The following is a 25,148-nucleotide window of genomic DNA, read 5'->3' on the forward strand; positions in this document are numbered from 1 at the left end:
TCCGGCCGGTAGTCGCTCCATGCCGGAGGGCGGTGCGGCTTCGCGGCGGGGGCCGCTCGGGGCCGCGAGGGTTACTCCTCGACGAGCAGGCGTTCGCGGAGTTGCGCCAGGGTGCGGGCGAGGAGGCGGGAGACGTGCATCTGGGAGATGCCGACCTCCTGCGCGATCTGGGACTGGGTCATGTTCCCGAAGAAGCGCAGCAGCAGGATCCGCTTCTCCCGCGGCGGGAGGCCCTCCAGGAGCGGCTTGAGGGACTCGCGGTACTCGACGCCCTCCAGGGCCTCGTCCTCCGCGCCGAGCGTGTCCGCCACCGCCGGGGACTCGTCGTCCGTGTCGGGGACGTCCAGGGACAGCGTGGAGTAGGCGTTCGCGGACTCCAGGCCCTCCAGGACCTCCTCCTCCGAGATGCCGAGGCGCTCCGCCAGCTCGTGCACGGTCGGGGACCGGCCGTGCTGCTGGGAGAGCTCGGCCGTCGCGGTCGTGAGCGAGAGCCGCAGCTCCTGGAGACGGCGCGGCACCCGCACCGCCCAGCCCTTGTCGCGGAAATGGCGCTTGATCTCGCCGACCACCGTCGGGGTGGCGTAGGTCGAGAACTCGACACCGCGCTCCGGATCGAACCGGTCCACCGACTTGATCAGGCCGATCGTCGCGACCTGGGTGAGGTCGTCCAGCGGCTCGCCACGGTTACGGAACCGCCGCGCCAGGTGTTCGACCAGCGGCAGATGCATCCGGACCAGCTGGTTGCGCAGCTCGGCCCGCTCGGGCGACCCGTCGGGCAGCTTGCGCAGTTCGATGAACATCGCCCGCGCGCCGCTGCGGTCATGGGGGTGATGATCCTGCTGGTGCTCGCTCATACGGTCCGCCCGCTCTGCCGAGGCCGTACGGCCATCAGGTTCGTCCACCACCGGGTGCGGCCGCGCCTGCTGCTCAGGGATGCCGGCCGACGCGCTCAGCACCCTCGGGCCTCGCTCCTCGTCCTCCCGCATCGAACCGTCCCCGTTTCCGCTGCTCACGCCGGCCCGGGTCCCGCGCCGCGCTGCTTGTACAGACTGATGGCGACCGTACGGTCGTCGGCGACCGACGAGTCGACCTTGCCGGCCAGTGCGGAGAGCACCGTCCAGGCGAACGTGTCACGCTCCGGCGCCCGGCCGTCGGTCGTGGGCGCGGAGACCGTCACTTCCAGCGAGTCGTCGACGAGCCGGAACACACAGCTCAGGACGGACCCCGGGACGGCCTGCTGCAGCAGGATCGCGCACGCCTCGTCCACCGCGATCCGCAGGTCCTCGATCTCGTCGAGGGTGAAGTCCAAGCGCGCTGCGAGGCCGGCGGTGGCCGTTCGCAGTACGGACAGGTAGGCACCCGCAGCGGGCAGCCGGACTTCCACGAAGTCCTGGGTCCCGGGCTCGCCTGCAATATGGGACACCCTCACCTCCAAGGTGGCACAAGCTCTTTCCGGGCCGGGGGCAGAGGCCCCGCGGCCGTGCGTTACGCGGTCGGTCACGCAGCCAGGTCTGGCCTGGCGACGCTATCGCGATCCATGGTGCCGTGTCGCCAGGACCCCCATGCCGACAAGTGTCACTCAATGTAAGCCTATGAGTACGCACAGTGGCTAGAGGTCTGCGCCGCCCAATTGAGCGGGGTCGGCGGATGGTTGACGTACCCAGGCGTCAGACGATCGAACCGTCGACAAAGCACCACCGCCACACCTGTCCCGGCTCGAAACTGCGCATCACCGCGTGCCCCGTCTCGCGGAAATGCCCGCTCGCGTGTCGCATCGGCGAGGAGTCGCAGCAGCCCACGTGCCCACAGACCAGGCAGAGTCGCAGCTGGACCGGGTGACTGCCGACGGCCCGGCATTCCGGACATGTGTCGGTCAGCGGCGCCGGTTGGGGGCGGGGCAGTTCTGCTACGTGGGGGCACTCGCTCATGATTGCCAGACTACGACGGGGACGACGGACGTGAGGTCGGTGTGATGGAAGCATTGCCGCTGGTCGGGCTGATCGCGGTGAGCGCGGCGGTGGCCGGCGCGGCACGAAGGACACCGGTCCCCGCGCCGCTGCTGCTCGTGGCGGCCGGGCTGGCCGCCTCGTACGTGCCGGGCGTTCCCGATTACCACCTCGACCCGCACATCGTGCTGCCGCTGGTGCTACCGCCTCTGCTGCACCTGGCCGCGCTGGACAGCTCGTACCTCGACCTGCGGGCCAACATCCGTCCCGTCGCGCTGCTGTCCGTGGGCTATGTCCTGTTCGCGACGGTGGCGGTCGGCTGCCTCGCCTATCTGCTGGTGCCCGATCTGCCCCTGGCGACGGCCCTGGTGCTCGGTGCGGTGATCGCTCCGCCGGACGCCGTCGCCGCGACGGCCATCGCGCGCAGGCTCGGTCTGCCCAGCCGGATCACCACGATCCTCCAAGGTGAATCCTTGGTGAACGATGCCACCGCGATCACCGCATTCAAGGTCGCCCTCGCGGCCGCGATCGGAGCCGGCGCCAGCTGGGGAGACGGTCTGGCGGAGTTCGCGCTGGCCTCCGTCGGCGGGGTCGGCGTCGGTCTGGCGCTGATGATCCCGATCCACTGGCTGCGCAAGCACCTGAAGGACGCGCTGCTGCAGAACATCCTGTCGCTGCTCATCCCCTTCATCGCCTACGCCGCCGCCGAGCAGGTCCACGCCTCCGGAGTCCTGGCCGTGGTCGTCGTCGCGCTCTACCTGGGCCACCACGCGTTCCAGGTCGACTTCGCGACCCGGCTCCAGGAGGAGGCCGTCTGGAAGATGGTGGCGTTCGTCCTGGAGTCCACCGTCTTCGCGCTGATCGGGCTGCAACTGGCGATCGTGGTGGGGGAACTGGGCGACTACGGCGTGGGGGAGTCCCTCTGGTACGCGGCAGGGGTCTTCCTCGCCGTCGTGGTGGTGCGCTTCGTCTGGGTCTATCCGGCGACGTTCCTGCCGCGCATGCTGTCCCGGCGGATCAGGGAACGTGAGCCGGACACCAACTGGACGGCGCCGCTGATCGTCGGCTGGGCGGGCATGCGCGGTGTCGTCTCGCTCGCGATCGCCTTCTCGATCCCGCTGACGACGTCGGACGGAGCGGACTTCCCCGCCCGCAACCTGGTCCTGTTCCTCACCTTCACCACCGTGATCGGAACACTGGTGGTGCAAGGGCTGACGCTGCCGCCGCTGATCCGTGCGCTGAAGATCCCGGGCCGCGACGTCCAGGCGGAGACCCTGGCGGAGGCGCAGGCGCAGAGCCAGGCGTCCGCGGCGGCGGAGCGGCGGCTGGAGGAGCTGCTCGCGGACGAACACAACAGGCTGCCGGAACCCTTGGAGCAGCGGCTGCGCGCGGTGCTGGAACGCCGCAGGAACTCGGTGTGGGAGAGGCTCGGCTCGGTGGACGAGACGACGGGCGAATCGGCCGACGACACCTACCGCCGGCTCGCGAGGGAAATGATCGAGGCGGAACGGAACGTGTTCGTGGACCTGAGGAACCGGCGGGTCATCGACGACGAGATGCTGCGCAAACTGCTGCGCAGGCTCGACCTGGAGGAAGCGGCCGCCTACCGCGAGGAAACCGCCTGAGCCGTCACCCGGCGACGCCGGTCCCCTCCTCCTGTCCGGTGATGACGGCCGCGACCGTCGTGCCGGGCGGGAAGGCGCCTTCAGCGGTGAGTTCCACGAGTCCGTTGAGCAGCTTGGCGACGTAGACGCGCTCCACGGGAAGCCCGTGGCGTGCACCGAAACCGGCTGCGAACGCCTCGAGTGCAGGAGTGCTACGGGCGTACCCGCCGAAGTGGAAGCGCTCGTCCAGCGACCAGTTGCCGGTGGGGCCGCCGAAGGCCTCTTCCTGGAGGGCGCGTACCGCCGCGCCGAGGAACCCGCCCTTCAGCACCGGGAAGCCGAGGGCCCGCTGCCCGTCGCCGAGTCCGGCCGCCAGCCCGGCGAGGGTGCCGCCGGTGCCGCAGGCGACGGCCACCACGTCGGCGCGGCCGCGCAGCTCGCGGCCGAGTCCGGCGCAGCCGGCCGCGGCCGGTGCGTTGCTGCCGCCTTCGGGAACCACGTACACGTCGTCCGTCGCGGCCGTCCGGAGGATGCGGGCGAGAGTCCCCGGGTCGTCCTTGGCGCGATAGGTGGCGCGGTCGACGAACAGCAGGCGCATGCCGTCCGCCGCGCAACGGGCCAGGGACGGGTTCAGCGGGCGGCCGGCGAGCTCGTCACCGCGGACGACGCCGATCGTGGCGAAGCCGAGCAGCCGGCCCGCGGCGGCCGTCGCACGCAGATGGTTGGAGTACGCGCCGCCGAAGGTCAGCACCGGCCGGCCCGCCGCCGCCCGGAGGTTCGGGACCAGCTTGCGCCACTTGTTGCCCGGCAGGTCCGGGTGGATCAGGTCGTCCCGCTTGAGGAGCAGCCGCACACCGTGCCGGGAGAAGCGCTCGTCCTCGACCGGCTGCAGCGGCGACGGCAGCCGGGGCCGCAGCGCGGCCACCGGATCGGACGAGGTTCTTTCGGGCATGAACCCATTCTGGCCGGATGTGCGAACGGATCCGGCTACTGCCCCTGTCACCGGTGATCCAGTCACACTCATTTGTGTAATGGCGTACTTACAGACCGCGCTGGGAGGCTTGATGTCGCAGGTCAGAACATGATCGAGAGGGAGTCTCATGACGGTTGGTTCGGTTGGTTCCGTCGGCGAGGACATTCGCGACCAGGCACCCCAACAGAGTCTCGGTACCGCTGCCGCACGGAATCTCGCGACCACCACCAAGTCCGTCCCGCAGATGCAGGAGATCACCTCCCGGTGGCTGCTGCGCATGCTGCCCTGGGTGCAGGTGCAAGGCGGTACGTACCGGGTGAACCGCCGCCTCAGCTACTCGGTCGGGGACGGCCGTGTGACGTTCGTACAGACCGGCGACCGTGTGGCCGTGATTCCCGCCGAACTGGGGGAGCTTCCGGCGCTGCGGGACTTCGACGACGAGGCGGCGCTGGCGGAGCTGGCGCAGCGGTGCGAGCAGCGTGAGTTCGCGGCGGGGGAGGTGCTGGCGACCGGCGGCCAGGCGGCCGACCGGATCTTCCTGCTGGCGCACGGCAGGGTGGAGAAGGTGGGGGAGGGGCCCTACGGGGACGAGGCCGTCGTCGAAGTCCTCGCCGACGGTGCCTACTTCGGCGACCGGTCGCTGGTGGACCGGGAAGCGGTCTGGCAGTACACCGCCCGCGCCGCGACCGCTTGCACGGTCCTCGTGCTGACGAGGGACGACGTGCTCAACCTGGCGGACCGGGCGGAGTCGCTGCGCGCCCATCTGGCGAGTCTGGCGGCGCTGCCCCACCAGCGCACCAACAAGTACGGCGAAGCGGCGATCGACCTGTCGGCCGGCCATGTCGGCGAGGCTGTCGTGCCGCACACCTACGTGGACTACGACGCCGCGCCGCGGGAGTACGAGCTGAGCGTCGCCCAGACGGTGCTGAAGGTGCACAGTCGCGTCGCGGACCTCTACAACCAGCCGATGAACCAGACGGAACAGCAGTTGCGGCTGACCGTGGAGGCGCTGCGCGAGCGGCAGGAGCACGAGCTCATCAACAACCGTGAGTTCGGCCTCCTCAACAACTGCGACTACGGGCAGCGGCTGCAGCCGCACGACGGTGTGCCGAGCCCGGACGACATGGACGAACTGCTCTCGCGACGGCGGGGCTCGAAGCTCTTCCTCGCCCATCCGCGCGCCATCGCCGCCTTCGGGCGCGAGTGCAACAGGCGCGGACTCGTGCCCGACAGCGTGGAGGTGGCGGGCCACCATGTGCCCGCCTGGCGCGGCGTGCCGATCTTCCCGTGCAACAAGATCCCGGTCACCGAGGCCCGGACGACGTCGATCATCTGCATGCGTACCGGCGAGGACGAGCAGGGCGTCATCGGGCTCCGGCAGAGCGGCATCCCGGACGAGATCGAGCCGAGTCTGTCGGTCCGCTTCATGGGCATCGACGAGCAGGCGATCATCTCCTACCTGGTCACGGCCTACTACTCGGCGGCCGTGCTCGTCCCGGACGCGCTCGGCGTCCTGGAGAACGTCGAGGTGAGCCGTTGGCGGTGACCTGCCCAGGGACGACGTGACCTTCGGGGGTGCGGTGCGTTCACCGCGCCCCCGCCCGCGAGGAGCAGCCACACCGGGAAAGGAACGCCAGTTGACCATGCCGGACACCGTCGACGGCCGAGAGGCCGTCGCCCTCCTCGAACGCACCCGTAGTGCCGTCGATCCCGAACTCCGCTCAGCCATCGCGTCGCTGCCCGGTTCCATGCGCCGGATCGCCATGTACCACTTCGGCTGGGAGCGGTCCGACGGCACCCCGGCCGCCGGTTCCACCGGCAAGGCCGTCAGGCCGGCGCTGGTGCTCGCAGCGTGCCAGGCGCTGGGCGGCGACCCGCGGCAGGCCGTGCGGGCGGCCGCCGCGGTGGAGCTCGCGCACAACTTCACCCTGCTGCACGACGACGTGATCGACGAGGACCCGACCCGCAGGCACCGGCCCACGGCGTGGAGCGTCTTCGGCACCGCCGACGCCATCATCGCCGGGGACGCGATGTCGGCGCTCGCGCTGCGGCTGCTCGCGGAGGACCGGCATGCGGCGTCCGTCCCGGCGTCGATGCGGCTGGCGGCCTGTGTCATCGAGCTGTGTGCGGGCCAGCAGGCCGACTGCGCCTTCGAGGAACGTCCGCCGCTCGAGGTCACCCTGGAGGAGTGCCTCGCCATGGCGACCGCCAAGACCGGGGCCCTGCTCGGCTGTGCCTGTGCCCTCGGCGCGCTGTACGCCGGCGCGGACGAGGAGCAGGCCGCGGCGATGGACGCCTTCGGGAGAGAGGCCGGGCTGGCGTTCCAGCTCATCGACGACCTCATCGGGATCTGGGGCGACCCGGAGCAGACGGGCAAACCGGCCGGCGCGGATCTCGCGGCGCACAAGAAGTCGCTTCCTGTGGTCGCCGCGCTGGCCTCCGGCACGGCGGCGGCGGCCGAGCTGGCCGAGTTGTACCGGGGGCCGATGAGCGCGTCCGCGGTCCGCCGCGCCGCGGACGCGGTGGAACGGGCCGGAGGGCGGGACTGGGCCCAGATGCACGCCGGTGACCGGATGTCACGGGCGGTCGGTCAGCTGTCCCGAGCCGTCCCGGACCTGGCCGCGGCCGGTGATCTGCTCTCCCTGGCCGAATTCGTCACCCGCCGCGACCACTGATCCGCTCACACCGCTTGTGAGCGCGACTTCAACCGAAGCACTATGGATGAAGTGGTTCGGGCTCCCGGTCCGGCCGGGTGCGAGCGTGGGCCCGGCCGTCGGTGGCCTCTTCGGTGTCCGACGATCAGAGGACCGGTTTGCGAAAGCTCAGCCACTTCATCGCTGCATCCATCGACGGCTTCATCGGTGCCCCGGGAGGAGAAGCGGACTTCTTCACGGAGCTTGTGGCCGACGACTACCTCGACTACCTCAAGGAGGAATGCGCTGACACCCTGCCGACCCCGGTCCGCCGCGCCTTGGGTGTCCACGACGTGCCGAACAGCAGATACGACACGGTCATACAGGGCCGCGCCAGCTACGACCTGGCGCTGAAGGCCGACATCACCAGTCCGTACGCCCATCTGCGCGAGTTCGTGGTGTCGAGCAGTATCCAGGAGTCGCCCGACCCGAACGTGCGCATCCTCTCGGGCGACGTGGCCGCCGCGGTCCGGGAGCTCAAGAAGGAGGAAGGCCTGGACATCTATCTGTGCGGCGGGGCGCATCTCGCCGGGCAGCTGATCGACGAGGTCGATGAACTCGTCATCAAGACCTACCCCCTCGTGCTCGGTTCCGGTATGCCCATGTTCGCGGCCCCCTTCCGGTTGTCGGCCTTCTCGCTGGACTCCGTGCGGTCCTTCGGTAACGACGTGGTCGTCAGGCAGTACAGCCGGAAGGGCTGACCGCGGGGGCTGACCGCAAGGCTGCGCTGTCCGAGCTGCCCATAGCGACCTATTCTGGCCGTATGGGCAGCAAAGGACGTGAAGTACCGCGGACGAGTCACGACCCGAAGCACGTGTGTGCCGCGTGCGGGCAACCGGTGGATTCGGTGGTGAAGCGGCACAAGACACTGGGCACGTACGTCCCGTTGTGGGAGCCGGGTCCCTGCCGCAATCCCGACTGTCCGCTCTACGTCCCCCCGGAGGGAGGGGCGAAATCCGGCCCGGGCGGGCCGGACCGGTCCGGCGGCTCGAGCCGGCCGGAGGAGCCGGGCGGACCGGACGCGTCTGACGAATCGGCGGCGGGACGGTCCGGAGAATCACCCGACGACGCCCCCGGCCGGGACGCCGGCACTTCCTGAGGGGCACCTGCGGCGCGGCCCGCTCGGCCCTACCGCTACAGTCCGCGCATGTCATCGGAGTCTACGGAAGCCTGGGCGGGCTGGTACCGCGACCGGCAGGGCGCGGAATCGGTCACCATATCGGCGAGCGGCGGCCAACTGCGCACATCCATCAGAGGCGTTGTGTACGAGGGGGCCACCTTCGCGGCCCTCAGGGCGGCGGGGGCGTCCCAGGTGCTGGCCTCCTGCGTCCTGGAATGGGACATGCCCCTGCCCGTCCACGCGGACGGCACGGTCCAGCAGGCGACCCTGAGCTGTCTGCTGACACTGGGTGAGCCCACCGGAGGAGTGCCGCCCCTCGACCGGTCGGACCTCAATCTGACGCTGCACTACGGCGGTGCGGCCTACGAAGCGGGTGTCGCGGACGGGGACTTCGACGACGCGCTCGGCAGCATCCGCCGCCAGCTGCCGCCCGGCGCCGAGCTCGGCCGGCGCGAACCGGCCCAGGCCTGAGCTCCAGGTCGCGGCAGACGCGACAGGGCGCCCCGCCGTGCACTGCGGGGCGCCCTTCCCGGTGGCCGGCGCTCCGGTCAGGAGACCTTGGCGATCGCGGCCGCGAGCCCGTTCGCCCAGAGCTGGTTCACGCGGGAGCGTTCCGCCGAGTTCGGGTAGGCGTTCTGGCACGACGTGCCGGGGCCGCCGCCCGACATCAGCTCGCTGCACGGACCCGAGTAGTGGTCCGGCAGCCCGAGCACGTGCCCGGTCTCATGGGCCGTGACGCGGGTGGAGTTGTACTGCTGGTTCTGCCGGTAGTCCAGGAAGATGTAGCCGCGACCGTGCCCGTCGGTGCTCGCGTACGAGCCGCGTGAGTCGTTGCCCTCGTAGTAGGCGAAGTCGGCGCCCGAGCCCTCGACGAGCCGGACGTTGCTGACCGAGCCGTTCCAGATCTGGGTGCTGCGCGCTATCTGGGTGCGGAAGGTGGGCGCGTTGCTCGCGTTGTAGACGACGGTCACGGCCTGCGCGCCGGGGTTCGCCGCGCGCTTCTCGGCGACGGACTTCACCACGGCGTCGAAGAAGGCCCTGGTCGCCTTCGCGTCCTCGGCGGAGCCTTCGTACGCGGCGTACGAAGCTGAGGATGTTGTCACCGCGGCCGCAGGGGAGTTGGCGGCGGTGGCGGGCACGGTGCCGAGGGCGGTGGCGAGGCCCAGACCGACGACGGCGGACAATAACGTTCTGGTGTGACGCATGGGGGGCTCCTACTCGTCCGATGAACGAAGTTCGGTAGCCGAAGTCTCGGGGAGGCGCACCGCCGCGCGGATGATGCCAGGAGGCGATAGCGCGGGCGCATCCCCCACTCCGCAGCAGCCTGTCCCGATCCGCCCGTCCTGCCCCGACTACGGTGTCTGGTGTGGCAGTTGGTGCAGCTCTACGCTCGTGAGCATGGAGCTCGAGGTGAGGCATCTGCGTGCGCTGTGCGCCATAGCCGACACCGGCAGCCTGCACAAAGCCGCCCGGCAGCTCGGTGTCAGCCAGCCGTCCCTGACGACGCAACTGCGCCGCATCGAGAACTTCCTGGGCGCGGCGCTCTTCTCACGGGAGCGCACCGGCTGCCGGCCGACCCCGCTCGGCCGTTCCGTACTGAGCCGGGCACGGCCGCTCGTCGCGGAGATGGGCGCACTCGTCGTGGAGGCGAAGGCAGCCGCGGCCGGTGAGGGCGGCCCGTTGCTGCGCATCGGGTCGACCGCCAGCCGGGCGCTCGCCGGCTGGCTGCGCCGCCTGCGCGACCGGCTGCCGGGCACCGACATCTCGCTCCATATGGACGTGTCCGCCAACGCCCTGCTGCGGATGGTCGCCGCCGGCCAGCTCGACGTCGCCTTCGTGCACGAGGTGGAGGGGTGCCCGTTACTGGTGCCGGACGGACTGTGCGTGCGGGTACTCGTGGAGCGGGAGCCGCAGTTCGTTTCCCTGGCGCGGGACCACCCCGCCGCGGCCGCCCCCGTCGTGGACCTCGCGGATCTGGCCCATGACCGCTGGATGGTCGACCCGACAGTGGACGGGGAGTGGGACGGGCTGCGGCGGGTACTGGGCGCGGCCGGTATCGACCCGCCCGTCCTGCACGGCGACTACCACACGGCCGCATCCCTGATCGCGGTCGGCGAGGTCGTCGCCCCCTGCCAGCCGACCTCCATGCCCCGCGAGGACATGGCCGTCCGCCCGCTCCGCGGTGATCCCCTCGCCGTACGCCTCCTGCTGTGCTCCAGACCCGGGCCCTCGGGCGAGCTGTACGAGTGGGTGTACGCGGACCTGACCGCCGCCTACCGCGAGGCGGCCCTGCGGGCGGTCGCCTACCGGCAATGGCTGCTGCGCCACAAGAGCCCCCTCCTGACCCAGGCGGAACCGGCGCCGCTGCCGGCAGCCTGATGCCACGCGGGCGGTCAGGGGGACGCCCGTGACCTGTCAGGCCGTCAGTTCCCCTTCGGCGGGCACTTCGTCCCGCGGGCGTAGAGGGTCACCTGGGCGCCCTTCACCCGGGTGCGGGAGCACTCGTCGAAGTGGGTGCGCAGGACTGCGCGTTTGACCGCCTCCTGCGGCACGGTGTCCTCCGGCTGGCCCGGCGGGTCGCTCAGCACCACGATCCGGTCCATCGACAGCATGCGGGCGCGGATCTCGGGAGCGGGGAGCTCCTCGCCCTGGAGGGACGCGGAGGCCTGTGGGGTCACTCGGAGCGCGAGGTCGACGAGGCCGCCGTACTCGTCCGGGTACGAAAGCCTCCACTCGCGCCGGCGTGAGGGCGCGAAGACGACCCCGTCGCCGGGGGCGGAGACGTGCCGGACCTCCTCGGCGACGGCCGTCACGTCGTCCTTCCTGCTGTCGGGGGTCCGCATCTGCAGCGTCACCGGGGTGAGCGCGAGCAGGGCCGCGAGAGCCGTCGCCGTCAGGGCCGTGGTGCGAGGAAGCCGGGCGCGCAGCGGACCACGGTGGGAGACGGCGGTGACGAGCGCGCTGAGCGACGTGCCGACGAGCAGGGCGAAGCCGATGTCGGTGAACAGGACGTACCGGTCCACGTACATGGGCTCGTGGAGCGCCGACAGCAGCAGTACGGCCGTCGGGAGAACTGCCAGGGGCAGGGCCAGACGCGGCAGCAGGACGGGTCTGCGGCCGGGGGCGGGGTACCGGGCGCACAGCACGGCCACCAGGGCCACGCCCGTGATCTCCAGCCACTCCTTCGGCTTCGGGCCGCTGATCCACGACACCTGGCCGGACTGGCCCGCGCTGAGCAGGACCAGCGGGACCAGGCCGGCGGCCACGGCGGCCGCCGTCACCGCCCATGCGCGCCGGACGGGCCGGTCCGCGCGGCAAGCGAGCACGGTGATGCCGTGCGCGGGCAGCGCCAGTACGGCGAACTCGTGGAGCCAACTCGCGGCGAGCAAGGAGAGCCCGTAGTGGATCCACAGCCGCCGGGACGGTTCGGTCAGACAGCGCAGGAGCAGATAGGTGCCCAGTGCGACCAGCGCGCAGACGAGTGCGTAGGAGCGTCCCTCCTGGGCGTACATCTGCACCTCAGGGGTGAGCGCGAAGACCAGGCCGCTCAGCAGGCCCGCTCCGCGCCCGGCGATGCGGCACCCGGTCAGTCCCACGAGCCCGGCGGCCACGGCCACTGCCAGCACGGACGGCAGCCGGAGCGTGACGAGACCGCCGTCCCAGAGGGCGAAGAGGCCGTGCATCAGGAAGTAGTAGAGGCCGTGGACGGCATCGGCGTTCTGCAGGAGCGCCCAGATCTCCGGGAGGCTCCGGTGCGCGACCTGGTAGGTGACGGACTCGTCGCGCCACATCGTGCCCTGCCGGGTGATGCCCCACAGTCCGAGGGCCAGGGCGAGGGCGGCCGGGGCGAGGAAGCAGTGCACCCGCCCGGACCGGTCCGCCGGTTCGGGCTGCTCGCCGACCGGGCCGGGGGGCGCGGCCGGGAGGTGCTCGGCCGTGGCCTGTTCCCGAAGCTCGATGGCTCCTCCTTGCGACACCGCGACCACTGGAACCGGAGGCGGTACGTCCATTTGCCGCCTCATACGGCCGCACCCGGCCCGCGTGACTCCGGACGAGGAGCCGCGGGCCGGGTGCGGGAAGCTGACGCGAGGTCAGGCCTTCTTGGTCTCCCGGAAGATCTTGTCGATCTGGGCGATGTAATCGAGGGCCTTCTGGCCGGTCGCCGGGTCCGTGGACGCCTTGGCGGCGGAGAGCGCCTTCAGGGTGTCGTTGATGAGCTGGTGAAGCTCCGGGTACTTCTCGAAGTGCGGCGGCTTGAAGTAGTCGCTCCAGAGCACCGAGACGTGGTGCTTGGCGAGCTCCGCGCGCTGCTCCTTGATGACCGTGGCACGGGCGCGGAAGTGCGGGTCCTCGTTGGCCTGGTACTTCTCCTGGACGGCCTTGACCGAGTCCGCCTCGATGCGGGCCTGGGCCGGGTCGTAGACACCGCAAGGCAGGTCGCAGTGGGCGCTGACCTTCACCTTGGGGGCAAACAGGCGGGAGAGCATTGAGCTGTCCTTCCTCGTGATCGTCTTCTCAGGTGGGACATTACTCCGTGAGGGGACCGTTTCGGCGGGTGCCCCCTTGGGCTTAGGTCAAAAGTCCGGGGTCCGTACCGGGCCGGTGGTCGAACATACAGTGGGAGTCGGAGGTGGCTGATGACTGAACAGGGGCGGGAGCCGAGGGCCCGGTTCGGGGTCGCCGAGGTGACCGGGCCGTCGATGGTTCCGACGCTGGTGCACGGGGACCAGCTGCTGGTCGACTACCGTGCCTCGCTGCGCGTCGGCGACGTGGCGGTGCTCCGCCATCCGCTGCAGCAGGACCTGCTCATCGTCAAGCGGCTGGCCGAACGGCGCAACGGGGGATGGTGGGTGCTCGGCGACAACCCCGGCGCCGACGGCGACAGCCGTGTCTTCGGGGTGGTGCCGCCCGAGCTGCTGCTCGGCCGGGTGCGCAGCCGCTTCCGTCCGCTCGCCCAGGATCAGCGGTCCGTGACGGGGGTCGTCTCCTGGCTGGTCTCCGCGGTGCGGCCGGTGGGCCCCGACCGCTCGCTCTCCAGACGCTTGCGCGCCCGGTAGGCGGCCACGTTGGCGCGGGTCGCGCAGCGGTCGGAGCAGTAGCGGCGCGAGCGGTTCGTGGACGTGTCCAGGTACGCGTTGCGGCAGGGCGCCGCCTGGCAGAGCCCGAGGCGGTCGACGCCGTACTCGGTCAGATGGAACGCCAGCCCCATCGCGGCGATCGCGGCATAGCCCGCGGTCGCGTTCGAAGGGTGGTCGGCGAGGTGCATGTGCCACTTGGGGCGGCCGTCCTCGTCCCGGTGGTCGTGCCCGGAGATCTGCGGGCTGACGGGGAACTCCAGCAGCAGGGAGTTGAGCAGGTCGACGGCCTGGGTCTCCTCACCCGCGTCGGCCGCGGCGAAGACCGCGCGCAGCCGGCCCCGTACCGAGCGGAATCGGGTGACGTCCGAGTCGGTGGCGCGGCGGGCGGCCTGGGACGACGCGCCGAAGAGCTCGCGGACGGCCTCGACCGAGGTGAGGGAGTCCTTGCCGCGAGCCGGCTCCTCGGTGTTGACCAGCCGTACGGCGTAGTCCGAGTAATAGGCCAGTTCCACTTGTAGTCCTTACAGCGGCGTTCTAGGGTGAGGGTAACGGCTGGTAACGGCTGCTTATCAACCGAGGGTATTACGGACGGGAGGCTTCCGGTGGGCGGGACGGACAAGGGCACGGTGGCGGGCACCGACTGGCGGGCCTGGCAGGAGAGCTGGGACCGTCAGCAGGAGTGGTACATGCCCGACCGCGAGGAGCGGTTCCGGGTGATGCTGGACATGGTCGAGGCCACGGTCGGCCCGAAGCCGAGAGTCCTCGACCTCGCCTGCGGTACGGGAAGTATCACGGACCGGCTCCTCGCGCGGTTCCCCGAGGCCACCAGCACCGGGGTCGATCTCGATCCGGCGCTGCTGACGATCGCCCGGGGCCACTTCGCGGGCGACGAGCGCGTCACGTTCGTCACCGCCGACCTGAAGGACCCCGCCTGGACGGAGTCCCTGCCGCACACCTCGTACGACGCGGTGCTCACCGCCACCGCGCTGCACTGGCTCCACAGCGAGCCGCTCGCCGCGCTCTACCGGCAGATCGGCACCCTCGTCCCCGACGGCGGCGTCTTCATGAACGCCGACCACATGAAGGACGCGTCCACACCTCGTATCAACGCCGCGGAGCGCGCGCACCGGCACACGGGCATGGAACGGGCCAGGGCGGCCGGCGCTCTCGACTGGGCCGAGTGGTGGGCGCTCGCCGCCAAGGACCCGGTCCTGGCCGAGCCGACCGCGGAGCGGTTCCGTATCTACGGCGAGCACGCCGACGGTGACACCCCCTCCGCCCAATGGCACGCCGAGGCCCTGCGGGCGGCCGGCTTCGCCGAGGCGCGCCCGGTGTGGGCGTCGCCGTCGGACGCGCTGGTGCTGGCCCTGAAGTAGCGGCGGAACGCGCAGGGGCGGTACGGACCACCGGGTCCGTACCGCCCCTTGCCGGTTCCTCGCAGAGCGCCTTCGGCAGATCAGAGCGCTCTCGGCAGGTCAGAGCACCTTCGAGAGGAACGACTTCGTCCGCTCGTGCTGCGGGTTCCCGAGCACGTCACGCGGGTGGCCCGCCTCGACGACCACGCCGTCGTCCATGAAGACGAGCGCGTCGCCGACCTCACGGGCGAAGCCCATCTCGTGGGTCACGACGATCATCGTCATGCCGTCCTCCGCGAGACCGCGCATGACGTCGAGGACCTCGCCCACCAGCTCGGGGTCGAGGGCCGACGTCGGCTCGTCGAAGAGCATCAGCTTCGGCTCCATCGCGAGCGCACGGGCGATCGCGACGCGCTGCTGCTGGCCGCCGGAGAGCTGGGTCGGGTAGTTCTTGGCCTTGTCGGCCAGCCCCACCCGGTCCAGCAGCTTCAGCGCCCGCTCGCGGGCCACGGACTTCGACTCGCCCTTGACCTGGACCGGAGCCTCCATGACGTTCGCGAGGGCCGTCATGTGCGGGAAGAGGTTGAAGCGCTGGAAGACCATGCCGATGTCCCTGCGCTGCTCCGCGACCTCCCTCTCCTTCAGCTCGTAGAGCTTGTCGCCCTTCTCCCGGTAGCCCACCAGACGCCCGTCGACCGAGAGCCGGCCGCCGTTGATCTTCTCCAGGTGGTTGATGCACCGCAGGAAGGTCGACTTGCCGGAGCCGGAGGGGCCGACCAGACAGAACACCTCGCGGGGCGCGACCTCCAGGTCGATGCCCTTGAGGACCTTCACATGGCCGAACGACTTGTGGACGTTCTCGGCCTTCACCATCGGCTGCGTCGACTGGGAACTCATACCTTCACGCCTCCGACGTTGCTCTGGACACGGAACGACGACAGCTGTTTGCGCAGCCGCTGGAGCGGCGTGGGCGGCAGTGAACGGCTCGAACCGCGGGCGTAATACCGCTCCAGGTAGTACTGGCCGATGCTGAACACGGTCGTCAGCGCCAGGTACCAGAGCGAGATCACGATGTAGCCCTCCATGATGGCGAGCGTCCGGGAGCCGAATTCACGGCCCCGCAGGAACAGCTCGCCGTAGCCGATGGCGAACGCCAGCGAGGAGGTCTTGAGCATGTTGATGAACTCGTTGCCGGTCGGCGGAATGATCACCCGCATGGCCTGCGGCAGCACGATGCGACGCATCGTCCTGCCGCCCTTCATGCCGAGCGCGTGCGCCGCCTCCGTCTGACCTGAGTCGACCGACTGGATGCCGGCCCGGCAGATCTCGGCCATGTACGCGGCCTCGTTCAGGCCGAGCGCCAGCAGCGCCGCCACGAAGGGCGTCATGACCTGGTTCATCTCGTCCCGGTAGATGAAACCGAGGTCGAGGTACTGGAAGACCAGCGAGAGGTTGAACCACAGCAGGATCTGCACCAGCACCGGGGTGCCGCGGAAGAACCAGATGTAGCCCCAGGCCACCGAGGAGAGCACCGGGTTGGGCGAGAGTCGCATCACCGCGAGGATCGCGCCGAGGACCACACCGATCACCATCGAGTAGACGGTGATCTTCAGGGTCTCCCAGGCGCCCCAGGCGAACGTGCCGTTGGTGATCTGGTCACCGACCACGCTCCACTGGATCTGGGCGTCGGCGAACGCCCGCACCAGCAGTGCGAGGAGTGCGAGCACCACGACGGCGCTGATCCAGCGCCCGTAGTGGCGCACGGGCACGGCCTTGATGGGACCCGTGTACTTGGCGGGGTCCTTGGCGGGGGAGGCGTCCCGGCCGCCGTCCGGAGGGACGTCGGCCGGCACCTTGTCGAGGGGGTCAGTCACAGAGTTGCTGCCTTACATGAGGGAGATTGTGACGGCGAGTGGCGTCACTTGCCGGCGTTGACCGTTGCCTTCTCGATGGCGCCGCTCTCGGCCTTCCACTCCTTCAGCACCTCGCCGTACGAGCCGTCGTCGATGATCTGCTGGACGGCGGCCTGGAGGGCGTCACGCAGCTGCGTGTTCTTCTTGCTCACCGCGATGCCGTACGGGGCGGCGTCGATCTGCTCGCCGACGACCTCGAAGAGCTTGCCGCCGCCCGCGTTCAGCTCGTTGTAGAGGGCGACCGGGAAGTCGGTGATCACCGCGTCGGCACGCTTGGTCTGGAGCTGCGTGATCGAGTCGGTGTCCTGGTCGGAGATGAACTCCTTGATCTTGTCGGAGCCGCACTTCTTCTGCGTCTCCTTCAGCAGCGCCTCGTTGGCCGTGCCGCGCTGGGCGGCGACCGTCAGGCCGCACAGGTCGTCCAGCGTGCTGACCTTCTTGGGGTTGCCCTTCTGGACCAGGATCGCGGAGCCGGCCTTGAAGTAGTTGACGAAGTCGGCACCGCCCTTGGCGTCCTCGGTCGCGCCCTGCTGGCGCTCCTTGGTGTCCGTCATCGACGACATGACGATGTCGGTGCGGCCGTTGTTCATGCCCAGGACGAGCTGGTCGAAGGTGGAGTTCTCGAACTGGAACTCGACGCCGAGGACCTTGCCCAGAGCCTTCGCGATGTCGATGTCCACACCGGCGGGCTTGTTGCCCTCGTCCATGAACTCCATCGGCGCGTACGCGATGTCGGATCCGACCTTGATGACGCCCTTGTCGCGGATCTCCTTGGGCAGCTTGTCGGCCAGCGGCGCCGCGGACGCGGTGCCCTTGGTCTCCGACTCGGATGCTCCGTTGTCCGTCTGGTCGCCGCACGCGGTCAGCAGCATGGCGCCGGCGACCGCGATGGCGCCGACCGCGGCTGTCCGGGACTTGGCTGCGGTCGTGCGGCGCTTGGTGCTTGCGGTCATGATCGGGGTCCTCCGGCGGGTGAAGGTGGAGTTACCAGGTCGTACTGCACTCATCTTCGAGTGTCGCGACCTTGTCTGTTTTCGGCATCTTGCCATTCGGACGAGCCCATTCAGGGGGCCACGCATGTCAAAATCGGATAACGGGTCACCCCCGAACCCCGGCGGGCCGGTACATCAAGGCCGGACCATTCGCTGGAAAGCCTTCTTCCGGCCGGAAGATCTTCGGTCGTCTTGCCTTCTGGACGGGTTCGGCTGCACCTGGCGGGCTTGTCCGGGTTTCTGGCTATGAACCGCGTCACCGAGCGCATATCGACTCGTCCGCGGTGTGGTCCGTCCGGTAAGAAGGATCCTTACACCCCTCATCCGGGGCTCAGGGCGCGTGTGCGGCGCGCCCGCGCGTACGTACCTCCCCCTGCCCGGGCGGGCCAACCGCCCTGGTGCAGGGAACGGACGCGGTGCCCGCCCACCCCTCCTCAACCAGGAGTGGCCACCCTCAACTGATGAAGACCTAAGGGGTCAACCACATGGCAGCGGAGATCGTCAATCCTCGCAGCGACAGCGCCGACACGGAGAGCGCCGACGAGCCCTTCGATCCGGCGTTCGCACTGCACCGCGGCGGCAAGATGGCCGTCCAGGCCACCGTGCCGGTGCGGAACAAGGACGACCTGTCCCTCGCTTACACACCCGGCGTCGCCAAGGTCTGCACCGCCATCGCGGAGCGGCCCGAGCTCGTGCACGACTACACCTGGAAGTCCCAGGTCGTCGCCGTCGTGACGGACGGAACGGCGGTGCTCGGTCTCGGAGACATCGGACCGGAGGCATCCCTCCCGGTCATGGAAGGGAAGGCGATCCTTTTCAAGCAGTTCGGCGGCGTGGACGCGGTCCCGATCGCCCTCGCCACCACCGACGCCGACGAGATCGTCGAGACCGTCGTGCGTCTCGCGCCGTCCTTCGGCGGAGTGAACCTCGAGGACATCTCGGCACCCCGGTGCTTCGAGATCGAGCGCAAGCTCCAGGAGCGCCTCGACATCCCCGTCTTCCACGACGACCAGCACGGCACCGCCGTCGTGACCCTCGCCGCCCTGCGCAACGCCGCCAAGCTGACCGGGCGCACGCTCGGTGACCTGCGCGGTGTCATCTCCGGCGCGGGCGCGGCCGGTGTGGCGATCGCGAAGTTCCTGCTGGAGGCCGGTCTCGGTGACGTGGCGGTCGCCGACCGCAAGGGCATCGTCAGCCGTGACCGCGAGGACCTGACGCCGGTCAAGCGTGAGCTCGCCGAGCTCACCAACCGTGCGGGTCTCTCGGGCTCCCTGGAGAACGCGCTGGCCGGCGCGGACGTCTTCATCGGCGTCTCCGGCGGCACCGTGCCGGAGACGGCTGTCGCGTCCATGGCGCCGGGGGCGTTCGTCTTCGCCATGGCGAACCCGAACCCGGAGGTGCACCCCGACGTCGCGCACAAGTACGCGGCGGTCGTGGCCACCGGCCGTTCGGACTACCCGAACCAGATCAACAACGTCCTCGCCTTCCCCGGGATCTTCGCGGGCGCGCTGCAGGTGAGGGCGTCCCGGATCACCGAGGGCATGAAGATCGCGGCGGCGGACGCGCTCGCCGACGTCGTCGGTGACGCGCTCTCGGCCGACTACGTGATCCCCTCGCCCTTCGACGAGAGGGTCGCGCCCGCGGTGACCGCGGCGGTGGCCGCGGCAGCGCGGGCGGAGGGCGTCGCACGCCGCTGACCTGAGTCGGCACCGCGGCTGACCGAACCGGGCCGTGTCGTATCCCGTGCGGGGGTACGGCACGGCCCGGTTCTGTCTGCCGGGGGGCCGGGGCCGGGAGGGCGGGGCAAAGGGCGGGCGCGTCCGACGGTGGGACGCGGCGCCGGGCGCGGGTGTGGCCGAATCGGGGCGGGTGTTCCCGTGGGGGTCTTCCGGGGTTCATCCGGTGCTGCTGTGATGCTCCGCGGTCCGCGTCGGCGGCCGACACACGTCCCCCAGGAGGCCCTTGTGAATCTGGTCGTCAACGGCGATGCCGAGAGCGGGCCGGGAGGGAGCGCCGAGCCCGTCGGCAGCGTCACCGGCTGGGTCGTCGCGCAGGGCGCCCCGGCGCTCGTCGGGTACAGCGTGGGCGCAGGCTATCCGACCCCCGCCGATCCCGGGCCCGTCCGCCGCGGCTCCCGGTTCTTCAGCGGCGGCGACTCGCCCCGTACCGCCCTCGTGCAGGACATCGAGCTGCCCCGCACCGGTGCGACCGGCCGGGCGGCCGTCGACGCGGGCCGGGTCCGGTACACCCTGACCGCCTGGCTCGGCGGATACGCCGCACAGGAGGACGGCGCCAGGCTCTCGGTCGAGTTCCGCGACGCGAAGGGCACACCCGTGGCGCTGAGCGTGCTCGGGCCCGTGACCGCCGCCGACCGCGGCGCACGCACCGGGCTGCTGGAGCGCACCGCGTCCGCCGCCGTGCCGCCCGGCGCCCGCAGCGCACGCCTGCTGCTCGTCCTCACCCGCAGCGGCGGCGGGACGTCCAACGACGGGTACGCCGACGGGATCTCGCTCGGCCTGACGGCCACGGCCGGGGCCACACGGACGGGGGGACGCACATGACCAGGATCGACCGACGGAACCTGCTCAAGGCGGCGGCCGCCGCGGGCGCCCTCAACGTGGCGTGGCCGCTGAGCGCCGGGCTGTCGCCGGCTCAGGCCCGCGAGGCCGCGGAGGCGCTCGGCGCCGACTACGACCCGGCGCCGTTCACCCTCGGGGTCGCCTCCGGCGACCCGCTCGCGAACAGCGTCCTGCTGTGGACCCGGCTCGCGCCGGAACCGCTGGCCGCCGAGCAGCCTCTGCCGGAGGTCGTCGAGGTCGAGTGGACCGTGGCTCTGGACCGGACACTTCGCCAGGTCGTCGCCCGCGGCACGGCCCCCGCCTCGGCGACCCTCGGCCACAGCGTCCATGTCCCCGTCGCGGGGCTGCGCCCGGACACCCGCTACTGGTACGCGTTCAAGGCGCTGGGCAGGACCAGCCGGGTCGGCCGCACCCGCACCGCGCCGGCCGGAGGTGCCCGCCCGGTCAGGTTCGCCGCAGCCAACTGCCAGGCGTTCCACGACGGGTTCTACGCCGCCCACCGCGGAATCGCCCGCGAGGACGTCGACTTCGTGGTCCACCTCGGTGACTACATCTACGAGCACGGCCAGGTCGGCGGCGTCCCCGCGGACCACGTCCGCGACCACGAGGGCCCTTCGGTCTTCACCGTCGCCGACTACCGCCGCCGCCATGCCCTCTACAAGGGCGACGCGTCCCTGCGCGAGGCGCACGCCGCCCACCCGTGGTTCCTGACCTGGGACGACCACGAGGTCGTGAACGACTACTCGGGAACGGGCGGCGGCGCGCCGTTCATGCAGCGCAAGGCCGCCGCGTACCAGGCCTGGTACGAGCACCAGCCGCACCGCGACGACAGCGCCTTCGCGCTTCCCGATCCTGAGATCCACCGGGTCCGCCGCTGGGGCGACCTGCTGGAACTGACGGTGCTCGACCTGCGTTCGTACCGCTCCGCGCAGAACCTTCCCGACGGCACGATCCTCGGCCAGGAGCAGAAGACCTGGCTGAAGCGGGGCATCGACCAGGCGCCCGACGCGTGGCACGTCTGGGCCAACTCGATCATGCTCAGCCAGCTGAGGGGCCGGCCGGGCGGCCCGTACATGTTCACCGACCAGTGGGACGGCTTCCTCGCGGAGCGCAAGGAGGTGCTGGGCCATGTGCACCGCAGTGGCCTCGAGGACCTCGTCGTCATCACCGGCGACTGGCACTCCGCGTTCGTCGACGACATCAGGACCGACTTCGACGACCTCTCGTCCCCGGTCGTGGGCACGGAGTTCACCGCGCACTCCGTCACATCGGGGGCCTACTCCTCGGACTGGAACCGGACGAACGGCCCGCTGATGGGCGCGGCCAACCCGCACCTGAAGTACTTCGAGGGCAACCGCTACGGCTACGACGTGTACGAGGTGACCCCGGAGCGGTTCAGCGCCCACATGAGGGTGATCGCGGACCGCCGGGACCCGGCGTCGCCCGTCACCACGCTGACGAGCTTCCACGTCGACCGGGGCAACACCGGTTCGTACGAGGACCCGGCGACGAAGCACTCGCCGGCCCAGTGGCGGCGGGAGTAGCGGGACGCGTGTCACACCGGTGCGTGGTTCCGCCACGCACCGGTCCGCCCTACTCTCAAGGTCATGTTCGCCGCCTACGCCGCCCGCATCGACCGCGACCAGCCGCTCAACGGCCTTGAACTGGGCGAACGCCCGGCACCTCAGGCCCGTCCCGGCTGGACGACCGTGACCGTCAAGGCCGCTTCCCTCAACCACCACGACCTGTGGTCGCTGCGCGGGGTCGGTCTCGCGGAGGACAAGCTTCCGATGATCCTCGGCTGTGACGCCGCCGGCGTCGACGAGGACGGGAACGAGGTGGTCCTCCACTCCGTGATCGGGCAGAGCGGCCACGGTGTCGGCCCCGACGAGCCCCGCTCCATCCTCACCGAGCGCTACCAGGGCACCTTCGCCGAGCAGGTCAGCGTGCCCACGTGGAACGTGCTGCCGAAGCCGAAGGAACTCACCTTCGAGCAGGCCGCCTGCCTGCCGACCGCCTGGCTCACCGCCTACCGGATGCTCTTCACCAACGCCGGTGTCCGTCCCGGCGATTCGGTCCTGGTGCAGGGCGCGGGCGGCGGCGTGGCCACCGCCGCGATCGTGCTCGGCAAGGCAGCGGGCCTGCGGGTGTACGCCACCAGTCGCGACGAGGCCAAGCGCAAGCGCGCCGTCGAGCTGGGTGCGGAAGAGGCGTACGAGCCGGGCGCGCGGCTGCCGCGCCGGGTGGACGCCGTCATCGAGACGGTCGGCGCCGCGACCTGGTCCCACTCGGTCAAGTCACTGCGACCGGGCGGGACCCTGGTGATCTCCGGGGCGACGAGCGGTGACCGGCCCGCGCACGCCGAGCTCACCCGGATCTTCTTCCTCGAGCTGAAGGTCGTCGGATCGACGATGGGCTCCAAGGACGAGCTGGAGGACCTGCTCTCGTTCTGCGCGGCCACGGGTGTGCGGCCGGTCATCGACGAGGTACTGCCGCTGGACCGGGCCAGGGAGGGCTTCGAGAAGATGGCCACCGGTGAGCTGTTCGGCAAGATTGTCCTGACCAACTCTTGATGGTTCGTCAGTTCTGCTGATGGGATCTCCGGCACTGGTCCACGACCGTGCCGGAGGTTCCCCATGTACCGCCGACTGCTCGCCGTCCTCGTCTCCGTGCTCCTGCTGCTCTGCGCCGCGCCCGCCGGGGCGCACGGCACCGCGGCCGGCGCCGCGCCGGACGGCGTCCCGCGGCTGACCGACGACCGCGGCCGGGTCCTCACCCTGCGGGGCTGGAACGTCGAGGACAAGACCCACCGGGGCGAGGCCGCCCTGTCCGCGATCACCGAGCGGCACTTCCACGACCTGCGTGCCCAGGGCTTCAACTTCGCCAGGCTGCTGGTCTTCTGGGACGACCTGGAGCCGGTGCGGGGCCGGTACAGCGAGCGGTACCTGCGCAAGATCGACCAGGTGCTGGACTGGGCGCGAAAATACCGCGTCCATGTGCTGATCGACGCCCACCAGGACGTCTTCGGCCCTGCCTTCGGCCACCGTGGCATCCCCGAGTGGGCGACCAGGACGGACGGGCTGCCGTTCACCCCGCACCCGGACGACTGGTTCGCCGAGTACTTCGAGCCCGCCGTGCAGCGCGCGTTCACCCACCTCTACGAGGACCCCGATCTGCGCAGCGCCCAGGCCGGGATGTGGCGGGTGCTGGCCGACCGGTTCGCCGACCACCCCGCCGTCCTCGGCTACGACCTGATCAACGAGCCGATGGGTGAGATCCAGGAAGGCGAAGACCTGCCGACGGCCGCCCGGCGCATCGAGGCGGAACAACTCACGCCGATGTACAACCGGCTCGCGGACGCGGTCCGTTCCGTGGACCGGGACACATGGCTGTTCGTCGAGCCGACGCCGATCGTCGGAGAAGGCGTGCCGACCGGGCTGGGCCGGATCGACGATCCGAAGACGGTCTACGCCCCGCACTTCTACAACACCGCCATGGAGGCGGGCGCCGACTACGACCCGTCGGCGGGCTGGATCGAGGCGTACGAGCGCGCCGTGACCGAGTACCCCGCGCGGTACCGGATGCCCGTCGTCGTCGGCGAGTGGGGCCCGCTCAACAACGCGCTGCCGAACATGGGCCGCTTCTACCGGGAAGCACTCGCCTCCCTCAACCGCTACAGCTCCGGCTGGGCCGGCTACGTCTGGTGCTACGGCGGCGGATACTGCGCGGTCGACGCGGAGGGACGCTTCCGCACCAACAAGGAGCAGACCGCCGCCCCCTACGCGCCGGCCGTGGCGGGCAGGGTGGCGGCCGAGGGCTACGCACCGGACAGCGGGACGTACCGGCTGGAGTACCGCTCGACGCGCGGCGTCACCGAGGTCTCGGTGCCGCCCGGCGCGAGCGGCTGGCGGATCGAGGTGACCGGCCGTGCCCGCCCGCAGGTCCGTACCGTCGAGGCAGGCCGGACGGCCACGGTGCGCGTCCACGCCCGCCCCGGCGAACACGTGACGGTCCGGGTCAGCCCTCGTACACCACGATGAAGTCGCCGCTCGGTCCCTGACGGCGGGCGAGCGCGTCGCGCAGCCGGCTCAGATGGGCGGTCGTCAGCTCGAGCGGCGGCTCGTCCGGCTGGTGGACCGTACCGCGCGGGTAGTCCTTGTCCGGGGTGCGGGTCATCTCGATGTGACAGCCGAGGACATGGGTCACCCGGTTCGTCCCGCAGAAGGCCAGCAGCCGGTCGACCGTGGCGGCGAAGGCGGGGACGTCCCTGACGTAGAGCCGGCCCGGGTAGAGCGAGTCGCCGGTCAGCAGCAGACCGGTGTGCCGGTCGTGGAAGACGACGGCGGCCTCCTCGTGACCGGGGCCGGGCAGCAGGTCCAGTACCCGGCCGCCGAGGTCCAGTTCCGCAGGACGCAGCGGCCACTGCTCGAAGCCGAAGTACGCCGTCACCGCGTCGAGGGACGGCCCCACGACCTCGGTGTACGGACGGTTCGCGAACTGCGCGTCGCCCGCGATGTGGTCGCCGTGCCCGTGGGTGTGGGCGACGACCAGCCCGTACCGCTCCCGCGGGTGCCGGGCCAGCCATCGCCCGATCAGCGTGTCGACGGTGGCGCGCAGCGGCATCGCGGCGGGGTCGGCGGTCGCGCCGGTGTCCAGCAGCAGCGCCCGGTCGTTCCCGAACAGCAGGTAGAGGAACGGCGCCTCGAAGTGCACCGACTTGTTCTGACGCAGGATCAGCGTGTGCTCGCTGTACGCGTGGACCTGGATCGCGGGCGCGGTGTCGTCCCCGGGCAGCGGGCTGCCGGCGTGCCACCGGACATCGAGGCTGCCGGCGACGGGAGCGTCTGTACGGAAGTCGATCACGTGGCCCACCGTACGCGGCCCACCGGTCCGCC

Annotated in this window: 25 protein-coding genes; 13 read left to right on the forward strand and 12 right to left on the reverse strand. The window is 70.7% G+C overall.

What is annotated here, in order from left to right; translation table 11 throughout:
• Nucleotides 1–71: 71 nt before the first annotated feature.
• The 3 genes from ACIPJI_RS09670 to ACIPJI_RS09680 form a co-directional block, all read right to left on the reverse strand.
• Nucleotides 72–986 carry an RNA polymerase sigma factor SigF gene (locus tag ACIPJI_RS09670; RefSeq protein WP_189467195.1) on the reverse strand — a complete coding sequence of 305 codons (915 nt, stop codon included), beginning with the start codon at nt 984–986 and terminating at the stop codon, nt 72–74.
• A gap of 23 nt (nt 987–1,009) precedes the next feature.
• Nucleotides 1,010–1,423, reverse strand: a complete 414-nt coding sequence (locus tag ACIPJI_RS09675) for a hypothetical protein (RefSeq protein WP_005312080.1) — start codon at nt 1,421–1,423, stop codon at nt 1,010–1,012.
• A gap of 244 nt (nt 1,424–1,667) precedes the next feature.
• Nucleotides 1,668–1,928, reverse strand: coding sequence for a UBP-type zinc finger domain-containing protein (locus tag ACIPJI_RS09680; protein ID WP_307708215.1), 261 nt, complete (start codon nt 1,926–1,928; stop codon nt 1,668–1,670).
• Nucleotides 1,929–1,972: 44 nt separating this feature from the next.
• Here ACIPJI_RS09680 and ACIPJI_RS09685 point away from each other — a divergent pair, with 44 nt between their 5' ends.
• The gene (locus ACIPJI_RS09685; protein WP_356621357.1) at nt 1,973–3,571 is read left to right on the forward strand and encodes a Na+/H+ antiporter; all 1,599 of its coding nucleotides are present in this window, start codon (nt 1,973–1,975) and stop codon (nt 3,569–3,571) included.
• Nucleotides 3,572–3,575: 4 nt separating this feature from the next.
• On the opposite strand, the gene ACIPJI_RS09690 is transcribed toward ACIPJI_RS09685, so the two are convergent.
• Nucleotides 3,576–4,502: a pyridoxal-phosphate dependent enzyme gene (locus tag ACIPJI_RS09690; RefSeq protein ID WP_356621358.1), complete on the reverse strand. Its 927-nt coding sequence runs from the start codon at nt 4,500–4,502 to the stop codon at nt 3,576–3,578.
• A gap of 148 nt (nt 4,503–4,650) precedes the next feature.
• On the opposite strand from ACIPJI_RS09690, the gene ACIPJI_RS09695 reads away from it, so the two are divergent.
• The 4 genes from ACIPJI_RS09695 (at nt 4,651) to ACIPJI_RS09710 (ending at nt 8,807) form a co-directional block, all read left to right on the forward strand.
• A complete protein-coding gene (locus ACIPJI_RS09695) occupies nt 4,651–6,069 on the forward strand; it encodes a family 2B encapsulin nanocompartment shell protein (RefSeq protein ID WP_356621359.1) in 1,419 nt (472 codons plus the stop codon).
• Nucleotides 6,070–6,166: 97 nt separating this feature from the next.
• Nucleotides 6,167–7,198: a family 2 encapsulin nanocompartment cargo protein polyprenyl transferase gene (locus ACIPJI_RS09700; RefSeq protein ID WP_402245799.1), complete on the forward strand. Its 1,032-nt coding sequence runs from the start codon at nt 6,167–6,169 to the stop codon at nt 7,196–7,198.
• Between the two features lie 137 nt (nt 7,199–7,335).
• On the forward strand, nt 7,336–7,917 hold the full coding sequence (locus ACIPJI_RS09705; protein ID WP_402245382.1) for a dihydrofolate reductase family protein: 582 nt from the start codon (nt 7,336–7,338) through the stop codon (nt 7,915–7,917).
• 446 nt (nt 7,918–8,363) lie between these two features.
• Nucleotides 8,364–8,807, forward strand: a complete 444-nt coding sequence (locus ACIPJI_RS09710) for a DUF6304 family protein (RefSeq protein WP_307708221.1) — start codon at nt 8,364–8,366, stop codon at nt 8,805–8,807.
• A gap of 77 nt (nt 8,808–8,884) precedes the next feature.
• On the opposite strand, the gene snpA is transcribed toward ACIPJI_RS09710, so the two are convergent.
• Complete coding sequence (snpA, locus tag ACIPJI_RS09715) at nt 8,885–9,541, reverse strand: snapalysin (RefSeq protein ID WP_402245384.1); 657 nt, start codon at nt 9,539–9,541, stop codon at nt 8,885–8,887.
• Between the two features lie 193 nt (nt 9,542–9,734).
• Between snpA and ACIPJI_RS09720 the strand changes: the two genes are divergently transcribed.
• Complete coding sequence (locus tag ACIPJI_RS09720; protein ID WP_402245386.1) at nt 9,735–10,715, forward strand: LysR family transcriptional regulator; 981 nt, start codon at nt 9,735–9,737, stop codon at nt 10,713–10,715.
• 44 nt (nt 10,716–10,759) lie between these two features.
• Here the strand turns inward: ACIPJI_RS09720 and ACIPJI_RS09725 are convergent, their stop codons facing one another.
• Together ACIPJI_RS09725 and sodN are read right to left on the reverse strand one after the other, a co-directional pair.
• Nucleotides 10,760–12,313 carry a glycosyltransferase family 39 protein gene (locus ACIPJI_RS09725; RefSeq protein ID WP_402245388.1) on the reverse strand — a complete coding sequence of 518 codons (1,554 nt, stop codon included), beginning with the start codon at nt 12,311–12,313 and terminating at the stop codon, nt 10,760–10,762.
• 114 nt (nt 12,314–12,427) lie between these two features.
• Nucleotides 12,428–12,823 carry a superoxide dismutase, Ni gene (gene sodN / locus ACIPJI_RS09730; RefSeq protein WP_356621363.1) on the reverse strand — a complete coding sequence of 132 codons (396 nt, stop codon included), beginning with the start codon at nt 12,821–12,823 and terminating at the stop codon, nt 12,428–12,430.
• A 150-nt stretch (nt 12,824–12,973) separates the two neighbouring features.
• Here sodN and sodX point away from each other — a divergent pair, with 150 nt between their 5' ends.
• Complete coding sequence (gene sodX / locus ACIPJI_RS09735) at nt 12,974–13,393, forward strand: nickel-type superoxide dismutase maturation protease (protein WP_402245390.1); 420 nt, start codon at nt 12,974–12,976, stop codon at nt 13,391–13,393.
• Here the strand turns inward: sodX and ACIPJI_RS09740 are convergent.
• Nucleotides 13,297–13,926 (reverse strand): CGNR zinc finger domain-containing protein, encoded by a 630-nt coding sequence (locus ACIPJI_RS09740; protein ID WP_307708227.1) that lies wholly within the window; start codon nt 13,924–13,926, stop codon nt 13,297–13,299. The genes sodX and ACIPJI_RS09740 overlap by 97 nt on opposite strands.
• A 174-nt stretch (nt 13,927–14,100) precedes the next feature.
• Here ACIPJI_RS09740 and ACIPJI_RS09745 point away from each other — a divergent pair, with 174 nt between their 5' ends.
• Nucleotides 14,101–14,790 carry a class I SAM-dependent methyltransferase gene (locus ACIPJI_RS09745; protein WP_402245801.1) on the forward strand — a complete coding sequence of 230 codons (690 nt, stop codon included), beginning with the start codon at nt 14,101–14,103 and terminating at the stop codon, nt 14,788–14,790.
• A gap of 99 nt (nt 14,791–14,889) precedes the next feature.
• On the opposite strand, the gene ACIPJI_RS09750 is transcribed toward ACIPJI_RS09745, so the two are convergent.
• Genes ACIPJI_RS09750 through ACIPJI_RS09760 form a run of 3 tightly spaced genes read right to left on the reverse strand, consistent with a single transcriptional unit; the run spans nt 14,890 to nt 17,635 of the window.
• On the reverse strand, nt 14,890–15,642 hold the full coding sequence (locus ACIPJI_RS09750; protein ID WP_307710485.1) for an amino acid ABC transporter ATP-binding protein: 753 nt from the start codon (nt 15,640–15,642) through the stop codon (nt 14,890–14,892).
• Nucleotides 15,643–15,662: 20 nt separating this feature from the next.
• A complete protein-coding gene (locus ACIPJI_RS09755; RefSeq protein WP_356621364.1) occupies nt 15,663–16,643 on the reverse strand; it encodes an amino acid ABC transporter permease in 981 nt (326 codons plus the stop codon).
• Between the two features lie 44 nt (nt 16,644–16,687).
• Nucleotides 16,688–17,635, reverse strand: a complete 948-nt coding sequence (locus ACIPJI_RS09760) for an ABC transporter substrate-binding protein (protein ID WP_356621365.1) — start codon at nt 17,633–17,635, stop codon at nt 16,688–16,690.
• A 524-nt stretch (nt 17,636–18,159) separates the two neighbouring features.
• On the opposite strand from ACIPJI_RS09760, the gene ACIPJI_RS09765 reads away from it, so the two are divergent.
• From ACIPJI_RS09765 to ACIPJI_RS09785, 5 genes are all read left to right on the forward strand, one after another.
• Nucleotides 18,160–19,371, forward strand: a complete 1,212-nt coding sequence (locus tag ACIPJI_RS09765; protein ID WP_402245393.1) for an NADP-dependent malic enzyme — start codon at nt 18,160–18,162, stop codon at nt 19,369–19,371.
• A 267-nt stretch (nt 19,372–19,638) separates the two neighbouring features.
• Nucleotides 19,639–20,235, forward strand: coding sequence for a phosphoesterase (locus ACIPJI_RS09770; RefSeq protein WP_307708231.1), 597 nt, complete (start codon nt 19,639–19,641; stop codon nt 20,233–20,235).
• Nucleotides 20,232–21,797: an alkaline phosphatase D family protein gene (locus tag ACIPJI_RS09775; protein WP_402245395.1), complete on the forward strand. Its 1,566-nt coding sequence runs from the start codon at nt 20,232–20,234 to the stop codon at nt 21,795–21,797. The genes ACIPJI_RS09770 and ACIPJI_RS09775 overlap by 4 nt, the downstream gene beginning before the upstream one ends.
• Nucleotides 21,798–21,860: 63 nt before the next feature.
• Nucleotides 21,861–22,826, forward strand: a complete 966-nt coding sequence (locus tag ACIPJI_RS09780; protein ID WP_356621368.1) for a zinc-binding dehydrogenase — start codon at nt 21,861–21,863, stop codon at nt 22,824–22,826.
• Between the two features lie 63 nt (nt 22,827–22,889).
• Nucleotides 22,890–24,293 carry a cellulase family glycosylhydrolase gene (locus ACIPJI_RS09785; protein WP_402245397.1) on the forward strand — a complete coding sequence of 468 codons (1,404 nt, stop codon included), beginning with the start codon at nt 22,890–22,892 and terminating at the stop codon, nt 24,291–24,293.
• Here ACIPJI_RS09785 and ACIPJI_RS09790 read toward each other — a convergent pair.
• On the reverse strand, nt 24,271–25,116 hold the full coding sequence (locus ACIPJI_RS09790; protein ID WP_402245399.1) for an MBL fold metallo-hydrolase: 846 nt from the start codon (nt 25,114–25,116) through the stop codon (nt 24,271–24,273). The genes ACIPJI_RS09785 and ACIPJI_RS09790 overlap by 23 nt on opposite strands.
• Between the last annotated feature and the right edge of the window lie 32 nt (nt 25,117–25,148).

The organism is Streptomyces sp. NPDC086835 (assembly GCF_044745705.1).
GTDB lineage: Bacteria > Actinomycetota > Actinomycetes > Streptomycetales > Streptomycetaceae > Streptomyces.

Bases quoted from the DNA above. Each gene is read 5' to 3' on its own strand.
- sodN (WP_356621363.1), bottom strand. From the start codon at position 12,823: ATGCTCTCCCGCCTGTTTGCCCCCAAGGTGAAGGTCAGCGCCCACTGC.
- ACIPJI_RS09745 (WP_402245801.1), top strand. From the start codon at position 14,101: ATGCCCGACCGCGAGGAGCGGTTCCGGGTGATGCTGGACATGGTCGAG.
- ACIPJI_RS09670 (WP_189467195.1), bottom strand. From the start codon at position 986: ATGCGGGAGGACGAGGAGCGAGGCCCGAGGGTGCTGAGCGCGTCGGCC.
- ACIPJI_RS09760 (WP_356621365.1), bottom strand. From the start codon at position 17,635: ATGACCGCAAGCACCAAGCGCCGCACGACCGCAGCCAAGTCCCGGACA.
- ACIPJI_RS09780 (WP_356621368.1), top strand. From the start codon at position 21,861: ATGTTCGCCGCCTACGCCGCCCGCATCGACCGCGACCAGCCGCTCAAC.
- snpA (WP_402245384.1), bottom strand. From the start codon at position 9,541: ATGCGTCACACCAGAACGTTATTGTCCGCCGTCGTCGGTCTGGGCCTC.
- sodX (WP_402245390.1), top strand. From the start codon at position 12,974: ATGACTGAACAGGGGCGGGAGCCGAGGGCCCGGTTCGGGGTCGCCGAG.
- ACIPJI_RS09695 (WP_356621359.1), top strand. From the start codon at position 4,651: ATGACGGTTGGTTCGGTTGGTTCCGTCGGCGAGGACATTCGCGACCAG.
- ACIPJI_RS09720 (WP_402245386.1), top strand. From the start codon at position 9,735: ATGGAGCTCGAGGTGAGGCATCTGCGTGCGCTGTGCGCCATAGCCGAC.
- ACIPJI_RS09765 (WP_402245393.1), top strand. From the start codon at position 18,160: ATGGCAGCGGAGATCGTCAATCCTCGCAGCGACAGCGCCGACACGGAG.
- ACIPJI_RS09750 (WP_307710485.1), bottom strand. From the start codon at position 15,642: ATGGTGAAGGCCGAGAACGTCCACAAGTCGTTCGGCCATGTGAAGGTC.
- ACIPJI_RS09690 (WP_356621358.1), bottom strand. From the start codon at position 4,502: ATGCCCGAAAGAACCTCGTCCGATCCGGTGGCCGCGCTGCGGCCCCGG.
- ACIPJI_RS09685 (WP_356621357.1), top strand. From the start codon at position 1,973: ATGGAAGCATTGCCGCTGGTCGGGCTGATCGCGGTGAGCGCGGCGGTG.
- ACIPJI_RS09700 (WP_402245799.1), top strand. From the start codon at position 6,167: ATGCCGGACACCGTCGACGGCCGAGAGGCCGTCGCCCTCCTCGAACGC.
- ACIPJI_RS09775 (WP_402245395.1), top strand. From the start codon at position 20,232: ATGACCAGGATCGACCGACGGAACCTGCTCAAGGCGGCGGCCGCCGCG.
- ACIPJI_RS09680 (WP_307708215.1), bottom strand. From the start codon at position 1,928: ATGAGCGAGTGCCCCCACGTAGCAGAACTGCCCCGCCCCCAACCGGCG.
- ACIPJI_RS09785 (WP_402245397.1), top strand. From the start codon at position 22,890: ATGTACCGCCGACTGCTCGCCGTCCTCGTCTCCGTGCTCCTGCTGCTC.
- ACIPJI_RS09710 (WP_307708221.1), top strand. From the start codon at position 8,364: ATGTCATCGGAGTCTACGGAAGCCTGGGCGGGCTGGTACCGCGACCGG.